The organism is Aeromonas sp. WP2-W18-CRE-05 (genome assembly GCF_014168615.1).
GTDB lineage: Bacteria > Pseudomonadota > Gammaproteobacteria > Enterobacterales > Aeromonadaceae > Aeromonas > Aeromonas caviae.
Genome location: NZ_AP021917.1, coordinates 3,974,608 through 3,989,455, shown reverse-complemented (window position 1 = coordinate 3,989,455; position 14,848 = coordinate 3,974,608). Strand labels below are relative to the sequence as shown.

Annotated in this window: 13 protein-coding genes; 9 read left to right on the top strand and 4 right to left on the bottom strand. The window is 63.6% G+C overall.

Annotated elements, in window-relative coordinates; translation table 11 throughout:
- Positions 1 to 103: 103 nt before the first annotated feature.
- The gene (gene mdtH / locus H7R73_RS18575; RefSeq protein WP_029314794.1) at positions 104 to 1,297 is read right to left on the bottom strand and encodes a multidrug efflux MFS transporter MdtH; all 1,194 of its coding nucleotides are present in this window, start codon (positions 1,295 to 1,297) and stop codon (positions 104 to 106) included.
- 202 nt (positions 1,298 to 1,499) lie between these two features.
- Between mdtH and H7R73_RS18570 the strand changes: the two genes are divergently transcribed.
- Positions 1,500 to 2,399 (top strand): LysR family transcriptional regulator, encoded by a 900-nt coding sequence (locus H7R73_RS18570; RefSeq protein ID WP_029314793.1) that lies wholly within the window; start codon positions 1,500 to 1,502, stop codon positions 2,397 to 2,399.
- Between the two features lie 57 nt (positions 2,400 to 2,456).
- Here the strand turns inward: H7R73_RS18570 and H7R73_RS18565 are convergent, their stop codons facing one another.
- Entirely contained in the window at positions 2,457 to 4,229 is a 1,773-nt protein-coding gene (locus H7R73_RS18565; RefSeq protein WP_103259595.1) for a M4 family metallopeptidase, read from the bottom strand.
- Between the two features lie 351 nt (positions 4,230 to 4,580).
- On the opposite strand from H7R73_RS18565, the gene H7R73_RS18560 reads away from it, so the two are divergent.
- The 8 genes from H7R73_RS18560 (at position 4,581) to putP (ending at position 13,474) form a co-directional block, all read left to right on the top strand.
- Complete coding sequence (locus H7R73_RS18560) at positions 4,581 to 5,135, top strand: GNAT family N-acetyltransferase (protein ID WP_042016040.1); 555 nt, start codon at positions 4,581 to 4,583, stop codon at positions 5,133 to 5,135.
- A 37-nt stretch (positions 5,136 to 5,172) separates the two neighbouring features.
- Positions 5,173 to 5,727 (top strand): GNAT family N-acetyltransferase, encoded by a 555-nt coding sequence (locus H7R73_RS18555; protein WP_042016041.1) that lies wholly within the window; start codon positions 5,173 to 5,175, stop codon positions 5,725 to 5,727.
- Between the two features lie 174 nt (positions 5,728 to 5,901).
- The gene (locus H7R73_RS18550; RefSeq protein WP_010675527.1) at positions 5,902 to 7,008 is read left to right on the top strand and encodes a 1-acyl-sn-glycerol-3-phosphate acyltransferase; all 1,107 of its coding nucleotides are present in this window, start codon (positions 5,902 to 5,904) and stop codon (positions 7,006 to 7,008) included.
- A gap of 309 nt (positions 7,009 to 7,317) precedes the next feature.
- Complete coding sequence (locus H7R73_RS18545; RefSeq protein WP_103259596.1) at positions 7,318 to 7,788, top strand: YhcH/YjgK/YiaL family protein; 471 nt, start codon at positions 7,318 to 7,320, stop codon at positions 7,786 to 7,788.
- Positions 7,789 to 8,006: 218 nt separating this feature from the next.
- Entirely contained in the window at positions 8,007 to 9,206 is a 1,200-nt protein-coding gene (locus H7R73_RS18540; protein ID WP_041215759.1) for an acetate kinase, read from the top strand.
- 131 nt (positions 9,207 to 9,337) lie between these two features.
- Complete coding sequence (locus tag H7R73_RS18535; protein WP_010675524.1) at positions 9,338 to 10,579, top strand: mechanosensitive ion channel family protein; 1,242 nt, start codon at positions 9,338 to 9,340, stop codon at positions 10,577 to 10,579.
- Between the two features lie 185 nt (positions 10,580 to 10,764).
- On the top strand, positions 10,765 to 11,691 hold the full coding sequence (locus H7R73_RS18530; protein WP_010675523.1) for a L,D-transpeptidase family protein: 927 nt from the start codon (positions 10,765 to 10,767) through the stop codon (positions 11,689 to 11,691).
- Between the two features lie 274 nt (positions 11,692 to 11,965).
- Entirely contained in the window at positions 11,966 to 13,474 is a 1,509-nt protein-coding gene (gene putP, locus H7R73_RS18525) for a sodium/proline symporter PutP (RefSeq protein ID WP_103259599.1), read from the top strand.
- Between the two features lie 71 nt (positions 13,475 to 13,545).
- Here putP and H7R73_RS18520 read toward each other — a convergent pair whose 3' ends face one another.
- The gene (locus tag H7R73_RS18520; protein ID WP_103259600.1) at positions 13,546 to 14,151 is read right to left on the bottom strand and encodes an NAD(P)H-dependent oxidoreductase; all 606 of its coding nucleotides are present in this window, start codon (positions 14,149 to 14,151) and stop codon (positions 13,546 to 13,548) included.
- 54 nt (positions 14,152 to 14,205) lie between these two features.
- Positions 14,206 to 14,637: a MerR family transcriptional regulator gene (locus H7R73_RS18515; protein ID WP_103259601.1), complete on the bottom strand. Its 432-nt coding sequence runs from the start codon at positions 14,635 to 14,637 to the stop codon at positions 14,206 to 14,208.
- Positions 14,638 to 14,848: the final 211 nt, after the last annotated feature.

Below are 14,848 nucleotides of genomic sequence, written 5' to 3'. Positions count from 1 at the left end.
GCGGATGGGCGTAGACGAGGGGGAGGGCAATGCAAGGAGAAGGTAAAAAAGGGCGCCCTTCAAGAGAAGGGCGCCCGGGGTAGACGGGATGATTACCAGAGGATCAGGCGTTGACCCCTGCCAGGCGGGAGCCGCGCTGGAAGCAGTTGGCCAGCAGCAGCAAGGTGGTGACACCGACGGTGCCGAGCACCAGCCAGGGCAACCAGGGTTGCCCCTGGGCCATGGCGTAGTCGTGCAGGGCGCCGCCCCCCACGTAACCCGTCATGCCCCCGAGCGCCAGCCCCAGTCGGCTGAAGCCCATGTAGCTGCCCCGCGCCCCCGGTTGTGCCAGCTTGGTCATCAGGGTTTCCCGCGCCGGCTCGGCGATGACGATGCCGAGATAGAAGCAGGCGAGCAGCAGGAAGACGGCGGGCAAGGTGGTGGCAAAGGCCACCAGCCCGATCCCCGTGGTCATCAGCAGCACCCCCGCCATCAGGCGGTTCTCCAGCTTGAAGTGGCGCTCGCCGAACCGGGCAAGGGGGTAGAGCAGGGCCAGGGAGATGGCCGTCTCCAGGGTATACATCCAGCCCACCGCCGTGGTGCTGCCCGCCATCTGTTTGACCAGAATGGGGAAGATCAGCATGACCTGCACCCAGAGCGCGTAGTAGCCGCTCAAGATCAGCACCAGTCGGCAGAAAGCCTTGTCCGCCAGCACCTGGCCGAGGCCGTCCCGGATCGGCGTCGGGCGCACCGAAAGCTTGTAGGGGGGCAGGATCAGCAGGTTGCACAGGGCGGCGCAGACGAAGAGACCGGCACCCAGCAGGCAGACATATTCAAAATCGAAGTTGAGCAGCCAGCTGCCGAGCAGGGCTCCCACCACGGCGCCGGCGCTCTCCAGCATCATCAGCAGGGAGATGTAGCGACCCCGCTCCCGTGGCCGGGTGAACTTGATCACCAGGGCGGCGCGGGGGGGATCGAACAGGCAGCCACCCAGCCCCGAGATGATGCAGGAGAGGATCAGCTCCAATCCGCTCTGGGCATAGGCCAGGCTGGCAAACCCCAGCGCCCGCAGCAGCATGCCGCAGACGATGAGGGGGCGCGCCCCGAACTTGTCGGCGAGGGAGCCGCCAAAGACCCCCAGCCCCTGCTGGGTAAGCTGACGCAGCCCCAGTGCCAGTCCGACCACACCGGCGGCCCAGCCCAGTTGGTCGACGAAGCGCAGGCTGATCATGGGCATCACCACGAAGAAGCCCAGGATCACCAGCAGGGAATCCAATGCCAAGAACCACCGCCCCAACCGCCTCGCCCGATCCACCATGACCCTGATACCTCTGTTTGCTTCGCTGATATTGTTGTCTTTCTTGCCCGAACGGCGCCGTCACCAAACAGAGCCAAGGAGGATGACAACTCCCTGGCTCGGTGGCGTTCAGCCGGTTCATGACGATTGATGCTGCTATTCTGGTGGGGCTCCAGATATAGTGGTAGCCGACAACTGGCTATATTTCATATTGGATTTGGTTATGGCTATGACCCTCGACGATTTGCAACTGCTGCTGGATGTGGCCAACCGTGGCAGCTTCAGCAAGGTGGCCGCCATTCGCGGCTGGTCACAACCCATGGTGAGCCAGCGCATTGCCGTGCTGGAGCAGGAGCTGGGTCAGTCCCTGTTCCGTCGCCATCGTCGGGGGGCCACCCCGACCCCGGCCTGCGAGCAGTTTCTGCCTGCCGCGACTGCGGCCCTGAGCGCACTGGAAGGGGGACGGCTGGCGATGCAGGGAGCGCCTGCATTGCCGCGGATCCGGCTCTCCTGCCTCCCCTCCCTGACCACGGCGGTGTTCGGCCCCCTGCTGCTGGCCCTGGTGGACGAGACCTTCGAGATCCGCTGCAACACGGATCACTCTGGCATCATCATGCAGGAGTTGCTGACCGGCGAGACCGACGTGGGCTTCATTCTCAAGTGCCCTGCCATCGCGGGCATCCAGCTCGAACTGCTTTACCGTTCCCCCATCATCGCCGTGGCCTGCGCCACCCACCCGCTGGCCGGGCGGCAGGGGCTGACCCTGCAGGACATTGCCAACGAGCGGCTGGCGCCCCAGCAGTGGGGGACGGGCTGCGACGAGCTGATCCTGCAGTTGCGTCTGCTGCGCCAGGTGGCGAGCCCGCTGCACGCCATCCAGCCAGCGAGTGCGGCGCGGGAGCTGGCGCTGGAGCACGGCTTCATCACCCTGATGCCGGCGCTCGCCATCACTCGGGATCTGGAGTTCGGTCGCCTGGTGAAGCTGGACGTGGTGGATCTGCCACCGGATCACTGGGACGTGATGATGGCCTGGCGCAGCGGCAAGCGCCCCAATCCCGCCAAGGAGCGGGTGCTGGAGGCGGCCCGTACTCTTGCCCGGCGCTGGTCGGGCAAGCGGACATAAAAAAGCGCCGGACCAGGCCGGCGCTCTTCGCTTATTCCCCTTGATGCCTGCTCAGACTCAGTAGCTGGCCTTGAGGGTGACGCCGGAGAAGGCGCTGAACCCGCTCAGCTGCACGTGCCAGGTCCCCGCCTTGGGGGCGTTCAGGGTACAGGTTTCGGCATTGCCGCTCTTGTAGGGGCGGCAGTCATAGCTGCTGGCGGTCGGTGCGCTGCCGAACTTCACGTAGAGATCCGCATCCCCGCTGCCGCTGCTGCTGGTCACCACCAGCTGGCTTCTGCCGGCGGGCACCTCGACGGTGAAGTTCAGCTTGCCCCCCTTGGCGGCGGTGAGATTGCTCACCGGTACCCCGTTTTGCAGCACGCTGCCCGGTTGGGGCGTGGTGCCGCCGCAGGTGGCATTGACCCCGACGGCGGTGAAGGCGGCTGCCACGTCGCTCACGCTGTAGCCGAGATCCGTGGCGGCCCTGGTTACCCCGCACGCCCCCTGATCGAAGGTGGTATTGGGGCCCCAGTAGAGGCGGTTGGCCAGCACGAACACCTCGAACGCCTTGCGGGTTTGCCAGCCGCTGGTGTTGGCCAGCAGGTAGAAGGCGCGGTTGTAGACCCCGGAACTGTGGTGCACGTCGATGCCGTCATAGTAATCGCTGGCGTGGCCGATGGACTTGCCGTCCCGGGCCGGGTCCTCGAAGTAGCGCAAGGAGCCGTTGCCCTTGAAGATCTGGGCCCCCACCAGCCAGTCGTTGCTGCCCTTCATGTAGTATTCGGCCGCTTCCCCCGCCATGTCGGAGAAGGCCTCGTTGATGCCGCCGGACTGACCGGAGTAGACCAGCCCTGAGTTCTGCTCGGTGAAGCCATGGCTCACCTCGTGGGCCGCCACATCCAGGCTCACCAGTGGATAGAAGGTGGTGGCCCCGTCGCCGAAGGTCATCTGGCTGCCGTCCCAGAAGGCGTTCTCGTAGTTGCGGCTGTAGTGCACCCGCATCTTGAGCTTGAAGCTCAGCGGTGCCGTGTTGTACCAGTTGCGGTACATGTCGAACACCACGTTGCCGAAGTAGTGGGCATCGTTGAGAGGGGAGTAGGCACCGTTGATCTCCTTGACCGTGTTCTCCGGGCAGGTGAACTGGTGGATGGTGCCCCCCGTGGTGCCGTGATTCATGTTGAGGGTGTCCACGTTGGTCCCCGTCATGCGGCAGTTGTCATCCACCTGGAGGGGGCCAAAGTCGGCGCCGTAGAAATACTTGCCGGTCTTGACGTTGCCCCCCGGGCCGGTGGCGTCCTTGTGGTTGATCCCCTCCCAGCGTTTGAGCTCGCTGCCGGTCTGGGCGTCGATCATCACGAAGGGGCGGCTCGGTTCCTTGCTGGCGGCGAGCCAGGAGACCAGATAGACCAGTCTGGCCTGGCCGGTCTCATCCTGCATCACGAACAGCTTGACCTGTTCGTTGCTCCCCTTGGCACCGCTGCGAGCCTGGCGTGCGGCGTCGCTGGCGGAGAGGGCAACGGCCGGGCCCGTCAGGTCGGCATCGATCTTGCGCAGCATGGTGCCGGACACCTGATTGACCTGGCCCCCCAGCGCCTGATCGGCCACCAGGACCTGGCCCCACACCGGAATCCCCTGCCAGGTCTGCTCATAGCGTATCCGCTGCTGGCCATTGGGCAGCGTCACCGCCCGCACCTTGCGAAACTCGCCATCCCCGGCGCCAAGGGCGCCAATCTTGGCGGCGCCACTCACCGCACCGGCCAGGTCGGAGACCTGGTTCACTTCCACCTGTTCTGCCGCCATGGCGGCGCTTCCCCAGCAGGCCAGCATGACGGCCAAATAGACTTTGTTCATCTCGTCTTTCCTTAGTCGATGAAGATTACACGCCGGGTCCGTTGCCCGGCGCTCTTACACTAGTGGGAAGGGGGAAAATAACGGCCTGTCATTTGTCACAGGGCAGCGAAAACAGGTAGCACGATTCACTTTTACAGCGCCAATCATCCACAAATACTGGTAATGGCAGCATGTTGAACCGCTGTGAGGGGTGATTGATGACCTTGGTAGCAAGGTGCCCGCATGGGGATCGCCATATGGGGGTTGCCAGCGGGGAAGCCGGTTGAAAAGTCCTTGGCAAACAAGGGATTGATTGACTACATTGGCTCCCATGACGGCAGATGGCCGGAGCGGAACCGGGGAGGAGTGGCGATGTTTTCATGGCAACTGGATGACGAGCTGGCGCTCCTGTTCCTGCAACCCGACATGGCCAGCGAGCTGTTTCGCCTCTGCCAGCGCAATCGCGACTACCTCTCCCAGTGGCTGCCCTGGGTGCCCCACATCCAGCAGCCCGCCGACAGCGCCACCTTCATTCGCCACGCCATCGAGAAGTTTGCCCGGGGGGAGGGGCTGACCACGGCCATCGAGTATCAGGGGGAGGTGGTCGGCGTCATCGGTTACAACCAGATCGATCAGGATCTCGGCAAGGTGACCATCGGCTACTGGCTGGCGGAGCGCTGGCAGGGGCACGGCATCATCACCCGGGCCTGCCAGGCCCTGATCCATCACGCCTTCGAGGAGATGGGGATGGAGAAGGTGGAGATCAGCGCCGCCCTCGAGAACGAGGCGAGCCGGGCCGTGTGCGAGCGGCTGGGAATGACCCAGGAGGGGATGACCCGGCGGGCGGAGCGGCTGGCGGACAGGGTGGTGGATCATGTGCACTACGGCCTGCTGCGGGACGAGTGGCTGAGGCTGAGGGATCTCTGATGACCCTTCTGTCCGCTTCCAACCTCCTGAGGGCGAGATGACGACGCTGCCCCACATTGTCACCCCCCGTACCCGGCTGACCGTGCTGACCCCGGAGCGGGCCTGCCTGATGGTGGATTTCTATCTGCGTAATCGCGCCCACCTCTCCCCCTGGGAGCCCAGGCGGGAGGAGAGCTTCTACACCCTCGCTCACTGGCAGACCCGCTTGCGCGACGGTTACGGCCACTATTTCGAGGGCAGTGCCGTGCAACTGGTGGCGCTCGATCCCAGGGGGGAGCGGGTGCTCGCCACCTGCAATTTCACGAACATTGTGATGGGCATGTTCAAGGCGTGCCACCTGGGCTATGCCATCGACAAGGAGCACGAGGGGCAGGGCCTGATGCAGGAGGTGGTGGCCGCAGGCATCGATCACCTGTTCCGGGAGCGGGGCCTGCATCGCATCATGGCCAGCTACATGCCCGCGAACCTGCGAAGCGGCGCGCTCCTCGAACGGCTGGGGTTCGAGCAGGAGGGGTACGCTCGGGACTATCTGATGATCAACGGCCGCTGGGAGGACCACGTCCTCACCGCGCTCATCAATCCCGCTGGCTAGCAAAGCCGTTGTCGAAAGGGGGGCTGGCGGGTGACCGCCATCGCTTTTTCACTGCAAGATCGCACTATCTGTACACCTCTCATACCCCTGGGGATAAAAGCGTGTAAAATTGCGCCCTGAATTTTCCCGGCCGGCAGACGCAGGCCGCGACTCCATACATGCAAGGCAGACATTGTGACAGAAGTAGATAGATTCGCGGACATTCGCCCCTATCGCGATGAAGAAGTGCCGGCTGCCATCGAGCGGCTGATCCAGGATGACGAGTTTATCGGCGCCATCGCCAAATACCGCTTCGGTTCCCTGATGAGCTGGCTGGGCTGGGCCATTCGCCCGCTGATCCGCCAGTTCCTGCGCCACAAGTGGGCCAAGGTCAGCACCATCCATCAGGTACAGATGGGGGTGACCCGCTACATGACCAGGATGATCGCCACCTCCACCCAGGGAGTGAGCTTCTCCGGGCTCGAACACCTCAAGAAGGAGCAGGGCTACCTGTTCGTCTCCAACCACAGGGACATCGCCATGGATCCGGCGTTCGTCAACTGGGGACTGCACACCCACGGTTTCGATACCGTGCGCATCGCCATCGGCGACAACCTGCTGCGCAAGCCCTGCGCCACCGAGCTGATGAAGCTCAACAAGAGCTTCATCGTCAAGCGCTCTGCCAAGGGACCGCGGGAGATGATGAAGGCCCTCGGCGAGCTGTCGGCCTACATCGGCCAGTCGGTGCACGAGGGGCACTCCATCTGGATCGCCCAGAAGGAGGGGCGCGCCAAGGACGGGGATGACAAGACGGATCCGGCCATCCTCAAGATGTTCTACGTGGACGGCAAGAAGCAGAAGATCGAGTTCGTCGACTACATGCGCAGCCTCAACATCGTGCCGGTGAGCATCAGCTACGAGCTGGATCCCACCGACAAGGCCAAGGCGCGCGAGCTCTACGAGAAGTCGGTCAACGGCAGCTACGAGAAGGGCGAGTTCGAGGACATCGAGAGTATCGTCGCGGGCATCGTCGGCCAGAAGGGGCGGGTACATGTCTCCTTCGGCGCCCCCATCACCGAGGGCTTCAGCGATCCGGACGAGCTGGCGGCGCTCATCGACAAGGCGATCTGGAGCAGCTATCGCCTCTTCCCGGGCAACTACCTCGCGGCGGATGTGCCCGGCAAGGCCAGCACCATAGAGCAGAGTGCCTTCCTGACTCGCCAGTCCGAGGTGCCACAAGAGCACAAGGCCATCTGGCGCGCCATGTACGCCAAGCCGGTGGAAAACGCCGGCAAGGTTTGAATGGCACCGCTTTGAGCGGGTTATGGAAAAAAAACGGGAGCAGATGCTCCCGTTTTTGCGTCTGGTCAAAGTCGGGGGAGATTGGGTAGTGAATAATATTGTTTCAACTGGTACGATCATCGGGTGAATGGGCGAGTATCTCTTGGCAGGGGCAGACGAGTATGCAACAGTGACTCGGCGCCATCGGCTTGGAAGCGACAGCGCCCCCGTCTGCACGGATGGCAGACGAGACGATAAAAGGACCTTCAATGGTCCTTTTTCATTGGTGCACAAAGATAGACCACAGATATATCTAAGGATGCGAACCTCATGATCACCGGCAGTCTGGATACCTTGCAACGCACCCCCTTGCCTGCACCCCTGAACCGTATCGTGGCCGAGGTGGTGCAAAGCGTCGAACGCTGGCTGCACGCCCCCCTCGGCAAGCAGGAGGTCGACGGCCTCATGCTGTTCTGCCTGGTGAGCGAGGATCTGACAGAGTCGGTGGCGGATCGCCGGGGCGAGTTTCATGAGCAGTATCTGGACATCCAGCTGCTGCTGCGCGGCGAGGAGTGGATCGGCGTAGGCCCTCACGCCTACAGCCGGGACGGTGCCGACCATCCTCACTCCGATCTCTGGTTCGTCGATGACGAGCAGACCAGTTATCTGGCGTTGCAGCCCGGCGACTTCGCCATCTTCTGGCCGGGAGAACTGCATCGCCCCCTCTGTACCCTGACGACCCCAGGTCCGGTCAAGAAGCTGGTCGTCAAGGTTCACCAGTCGCTGCTGACCGGCGCCTGAGTGGCATTCGGGGCCTGGAGTCCCGAGTGATTGGGCCAACAGAGGCCCGTTGCGAATCGCTGATTCGACGCGCGCGCCAGACGAACGGTCTGCGCCCAACGATTTGAAAAATTGGACGCACCCTCCTGCGACCATAAGCCCCCGGCAGGGGAATCCCATCCATCGCTGGATGACACGACACTGTCGGCGTAAAGCCGAAGCACAGGAAGATGTAGAACATGAGCAAGTTGGTATTGATCCTTAACTGCGGTAGCTCTTCCCTGAAATTTGCCGTAATGGACGCTGAAACGGGCGAGGACATGCTGTCCGGCCTGGCCGAATGCTTCAATCTGGATGACGCACGTATCAAATGGAAACTCCACGGGGTCAAGGGCGACGCCATGCTGGGCGCCGGTGCCGCGCACCAGGAAGCCCTCGACCACATCGTGGGCCACATCCTGCCCCAGGATCCCGCCCTGGCCGATCAGCTGGTCGCCATCGGCCATCGCATCGTGCACGGCGGCGAGCAGTTCTCCCGCTCCGTGCGCATCGATGAGGGCGTGATTGCCGGCATCGAGGCCGCCATTCCGTTTGCCCCCCTGCACAACCCGGCGCACCTCATCGGCATCCGTGCCGCCCTCAAGGTGTTCCCGGCCCTGGCCGACAAGAACGTGGCCGTGTTCGACACCGCCTTCCACCAGACCCTGCCAGAGGAAGCCTACCTCTACGCGCTGCCCTACAAGCTCTATCGCGAGAATGGTATCCGTCGTTACGGCGCCCACGGTACCTCCCACCGCTTCATCGCCGAAGAGACCGCCAAGGCGCTGGGCAAACCGCTCCATGAGCTCAACATCATCAACTGCCACCTGGGCAACGGTGCCTCCGTCTGCGCCATCAAGAACGGCGAGTCCGTCGACACCTCCATGGGGCTGACCCCGCTGGAAGGGCTGGCGATGGGCACTCGCTCCGGTGACATCGACCCTGCCATCGTCTTCTTCATGCACGACAACCTGGGTTACAGCGTGGACAAGATCAACCAGGTGCTGACCCGCGAATCCGGCCTGCTGGGCATGACCGAGGAGAGCAGCGACTGCCGCTACGTCACCGGCAACTACGCCACCGACGCCGGTGCCAAGCGTGCGCTGGACGTCTTCACCTATCGCGTTGCCAAGTACGTCGGTGCCTATGCTGCCGCCATGGATGGTCGCCTGGACGCCCTGGTGTTCACCGGCGGCATCGGCGAGAACGCCGCCATGGTGCGCGAGATGGTGCTGGCCCGACTGGCCCTGCTCGGCTTCAAGATCGACAAGGAGGCCAACAACGCAGCCGTACTGGGCGGTGAAGGCCCCATCACCGTCGAAGGCAGCCGTCTGGCCCTGGTGATGCCCACCAACGAAGAGCTGGTGATCGCCCGTGATGCCCTGAGCCTGGTCGGCTAAGGCACCCTCTGGTGACGACAACGCCCGGCCCCTGCCGGGCGTTGTCGTTTCGGCAATAGTGATCGGCCTGTCATTTGACATGGGGGACCAGATGCGTACCCTGACCGCTGTGTGATATTGCGGAGGTAACGATGAAAGAGATGTTTTTCAACTGGTTGTCAGGCCTGGGGGTCGATGTAACCCCCATGATGGCCCTGGTGATTGCCCTGGGGTTCATCGTGCTGACCGCCATGGTGCTGCACCTGGTGCTGCACCGCATCCTGCTGGTGCGCCTGGTGGGGCTGCTTGGCAAGACCAAGCAGATGTGGCTGCCTCCCCAGTTGCAGCAACGCCTCTTCTACCGGCTCGCCTTCGTGTTCCAGGGCGCCGTGCTGCTCGGTCAGGCGGAGATCTGGCTGCCCAAAGCGTCCGAGAGCCTGGCGCTTATCGAGTTGCTGGCCCAGCTCTGGATCCTGCTGTTCCTGCTGCTGGCCCTGTTCGCCCTGCTCGACTGCCTGCTCTCCCTGAGCCGCCATACCCGGCTTGGGCGGGATCTGCCCCTGCGCGGCATCTTCCAGGGGGTGAAACTGGTGGCCAGCATCCTGGTGGGCATCCTGATGATCGCCCTGCTGCTCGGCAAGTCGCCGCTCTTCCTGTTCAGCGGCCTGGGGGCCATGACCGCGGTCCTGATGCTGGTGTTCAAGGACCCCATCCTCGGCCTGGTGGCGGGTATCCAGCTCTCCGCCAACCGCATGCTGAGCGTCGGTGACTGGCTGCAGATGGACAAGTACGGCGCGGACGGCGAGGTGACCGACATCGGCCTCACCACGGTCAAGGTGTCGAACTGGGACAAGACCATCACTACCATCCCTACCTATGCCCTCATCTCCGACTCCTTCAAGAACTGGCAGGGGATGACCGAATCCGGCGGGCGCCGCATCAAGCGCAGCGTCAACATCGATATGACCAGCGTGCGCTTCCTCACCTCGCAGGAGCAGTTGCAGCTCAAGCAGGCCAGGTTGCTGGCGCCCTACCTCAGCCGCAAGGAGCAGGAGCTCAGCAGCTACAACCAGCAGCTCAGCGATGCCATCAGCTGCCCCATCAATGGTCGCCACCTCACCAACCTCGGCACCCTGCGCGCCTATCTGGACGCCTACCTGCGGGCTCATGCGGGCATTCGCAAGGACATGACCCTGATGGTGCGCCAGTTGGCACCGACCACGGACGGCCTGCCGCTGGAGATCTACTGCTTCACGGCGACCACCGCCTGGGCCGAGTATGAAGGGATACAGGCTGATATTTTCGACCACATATTTGCGATAATTGAGCAATTCCATCTGCGTTTGCATCAGTCACCAACCGGTTATGATATGCACAGTTGGAAAAACGGCTGATCCCGCTTATGACAAGGTGCCGTGGCGCAGCGCGGCACCGTATTTAATCACCGACCCGTCAGCACGTGGCGGTTGAAATTTGCATGGCAGAGGAGAAAAATGGCGGCCTTCTCTTCGCCCCGGGCGCGCCTGTCGCCTCCGCGCTGGCCAGAGTGCTGAACCACCCCCTTTATCACAGGAAAGTTATGAAGCTCCTCCACAACACGGCGGCCGCACTGTGCTGCTCCCTGATCCTGGCCGCCATGCCCGCCCTCGCCATCGAATATGCCCTGCCCGCAGCCAACAGCCGCCTGGTGGGGGAGAACCTGGACTACGTGGTGTCCCCGGAAGAGGCGGGCCAACCCCTGGAAGCGGCAGCGGCCAGATTCCAGCTCGGCTTGACCAACATGCTGGAAGCCAACCCCAAGGCAGACCCCCTGCTGCTGCAGGCGGGCGAGAAGCTGGTCGTGCCGCATCAGCTGATCCTGCCGGATGCCCCCCGTGAAGGCATCGTGCTGAACGTCGCCGAGATGCGCCTCTACTACTACCCCAAAGGCAAGAAGGTGGTGGAAGTGCTGCCGATTGGCATCGGCCAGCTCGGCACCGACACCCCGGAAGACTGGGTGACCAGCGTGCAGCGCAAAAAGGCGGGCCCGACCTGGACCCCGACCGCGAAGATGCACGCCGAGTACGCCGCCCGTGGCGAGACCCTGCCTGCGGTCTGGCCGGCCGGTCCGGACAACCCCATGGGGCTGTTCGCGCTCTACATTGGCAAGATGTACGCCATCCACGGCACCAACGCCCAGTTCGGCATCGGCCTGCGGGTGAGCCACGGCTGCGTGCGTCTGCGCAACGACGACATCGAGTACCTGTTCAAGCAGGTCCCGGTCGGTACCCGCGTCCAGTTCGTGAACCAGCCCATCAAGGCCTCTGTCGAGCCGGATGGCCGCCGCTATCTGGAAGTGCACCAGCCTCTCTCCCGCAACCAGGAGGAGTTCAACTCCAGCCTGCCGGCCCCGCTGCCCATGTCCACCGCCGTGACCCGCTTCATCGCCCACGCGGACAGCGACTCCCAGCTGGTCAAGCAGGCCCTGGAGCAGCGCAGCGGCATGCCCATCGCCATCAACCGCTGATCCCGCCCGTCGGTATTCCGAGCCCCGGCCACTGTCGGGGCTTTTTTATGGCGCGGGGGAGGGGATCATCAGGGTAAACCCTTGGCAGGTCGGGATAAAATCCGGCCTTATTGCAATTGAGTGGTTGCTTGGTTAGGTGTTAAACGTTTTCCATGTGTTTTTTATTTGTTAAAAGTGGTTGTGGTCCGGCGATCTGCTGATTACTCTAGGCCGGTTTTTTTAAGGAAGAGTCCGTCGCAAGAACGGGCACAGACGTCACATAACGGAGTTTTGAATGACAGCTAGCACCCCCATGCTCATCACCTTTCTGGTGTACATCCTCGGGATGGTGTTGATCGGCTTCATCGCCTATCGCGCCACACGTAACTTTGACGACTACATTCTCGGCGGCCGCCGGATGGGGAGCTGGGTGACCGCCCTCTCCGCCGGTGCCTCCGACATGAGTGGCTGGCTCCTGATGGGCCTGCCTGGCGCCGTCTTCATCGGCGGCATCTCCGAGAGCTGGATCGCCATCGGCCTCATCGTCGGCGCCTACTTCAACTGGCGCTGGGTGGCCGGTCGGCTGCGGGTTCACACCGAGAAGAACCGCAACGCCCTGACCCTGCCGGACTACTTCACCTACCGCTTCGAAGACAAGAGCCGGGTGCTGCGCATCCTCTCCGCCCTGGTGATCCTGCTGTTCTTCACCATCTACTGCGCCTCCGGCGTGGTGGCCGGTGCCCGCCTGTTCGAGAGCACCTTCGGCATGAGTTATGACACCGCCCTCTGGATCGGTGCCGCGGCCACCATCACCTACACCTTCTTCGGCGGCTTCCTCGCGGTAAGCTGGACCGACACCGTGCAGGCGACCCTGATGATCTTCGCCCTCATCCTCACCCCGGTGTTCGTCATCATCGCCGTGGGCGGCATCGACACCGCCATGGTGCAGGTGGCGGCGCAGAACGCCAGCAACCTCGACATGTTCAAGAACCTGGACTTCATCGCCATCATCTCCCTGATGGCCTGGGGCCTGGGCTACTTCGGCCAGCCCCACATCCTGGCGCGCTTCATGGCGGCGGACTCCCACCACTCCATGGCCAGCGCCCGTCGCATCAGCATGACCTGGATGGTGCTGTGCCTGGGCGGCGCCGTGGCCATCGGTTTCTTCGGCCTCTCCTACTTCTCCACCTTCACCGAGCAGGCGGGCGGCGTGACCACCAACCCGGAGCGCGTCTTCATCGAGCTCTCCAAGATCCTGTTCAACCCCTGGATTGCCGGCGTGCTGCTCTCCGCCATCCTGGCGGCGGTGATGAGTACCCTCAGTTGCCAGCTGCTGGTCTGCTCCAGCGCCATCACCGAGGATCTCTACAAGCCCTTCCTGCGCAAGAACGCCTCCCAGAAAGAGCTGGTGTGGGTCGGCCGCGCCATGGTGCTGCTCATATCCCTCATCGCCATCGCCGTGGCCGTGAACCCGGAGAACCGGGTGCTGGGGCTGGTAAGCTACGCCTGGGCCGGCTTCGGTGCCGCCTTCGGTCCCGTGGTGCTGCTCTCCGTGCTCTGGTCCCGCATGACCCGCAACGGCGCCCTGGCGGGCATGCTGACCGGTGCCCTGACCGTCATCATCTGGAAGCAGTTCGGCTGGCTGGGTCTGTACGAAATCATCCCGGGCTTCCTGTTTGCCACCCTGGCTATCGTGCTGTTCAGCTTGTTGGACAAGGCCCCCTCCAAGGCCATGCAGGATCGCTTCGCAGAAGCCGAGCAGGAGTTCCAGAGCCCCATGGCCGACGCCATTGCGGCAAAATAACCCCCGCCTCGACGACAAAAGCCCCGCAACTGCGGGGCTTTTTAATGGGTAAAACATGCCCATGGCAGGGATTAGGCGGGGTGCCTGCCCAGCCGCCGCACATCCTGGCGGGCGGCGGCTCCGGCCTGGCTGAGCCAGCGCTGGCGGGCCCCCTCATCCGAGGTGTGGACGGGCCCCAGATGCTGGCGGTGGGTCAGCCGGATGCCGCACAGCCCCAGCACCGGCTTGTCCAGGGTGCGCTCCAGGGGGGCACCCTGCCACCAGCGGTAATACCAGGGGGGGCTGTCCATGGTGAGCAGCAGGCGCGCCGTCTTGCCGGCGAGCAACTGCTCCGGGTGCGCCTTCCCCGGCTGGTAGCGAAAGGCGAAACCCGGCAGCAGGGTGCGATCCAGCAGCCCCTTGAGCCGGGCTGGCAGGTGGCCCCACCAGACGGGGGCGACGATCACCAGATGGTGGGCTTGCGTCAGGCTCTGCTGCACCGCCTGCAGATCCGGTTCGAGGGGTTGCACCTCGTCATAGCCATGGTGAAGATCCGGCGCGAAGGCGAGCTCCCCCACGTGATGCAGGGTGACGCGCGCGCCCCCTTGCTCGGCACTGCGGGCATACTCTCGGGCGAGGGCGTGGCAGAGGCTGTCGGGTTTGGGATTGCCGTTGAGAACAAGCAGGTTGGGGGTCATGGTATGGCTCCTTGAAGTGAGCCCCCATTACACCCCTTGTCCCATGGGACAGAGTCAAGCCACCTTTTGTCCCCGATCCGCGGCGGCGGGATGATCCCGCCCGTCGGGGGATTGCAGCGCCGGGGCGCCATAGCGGCAGGGGTGCTGCGCCAGCAGCGTGGCGCACTGGCTCAAGCCCTGATGCTGGCGTTGCAGCCTGGCGACCTCCGCCTCGATCTGCGCCAGCTTGTCCGCGATAAGCTGCTCCACCTTCTGCCAGGGGAAGTGGTCGAGGCTGGTGACGCCCGCGAGCAGGGGAACCAGCTCCCCGAGCTTGCAGCCAAGCCGCTGGGCCTCGCGAATAAAGCCGACCCACTCCAGATCCTCGGCCCGGTAGACGCGATACTTGCCGCGCCGCCTGGGCTCGGGCAGCAGCCCGAGCTGCTCGTAGAGGCGGACTGCCTTTGGGGTCGTGCCCGCCAGCCGGGCAAATTCGCCGATATACATGGTGCTGCTCGCAAAGGTTGTTCGAGTAGGGGCTCACTATAGGTTAGTGGCAGGGGGGAATGCATCCCCACGGAGGAGGGCGAGCAGTCGGCGCGGCGCAGGGAGGATAGCTGACGGTATCGCCACCCCTCTGGAACGGCGCAGAGGCAGGCTCAGTGCATTGCGCCGACTGCACTCTGGATATGGCGTTGTCCCATCGAATGGGAGGACA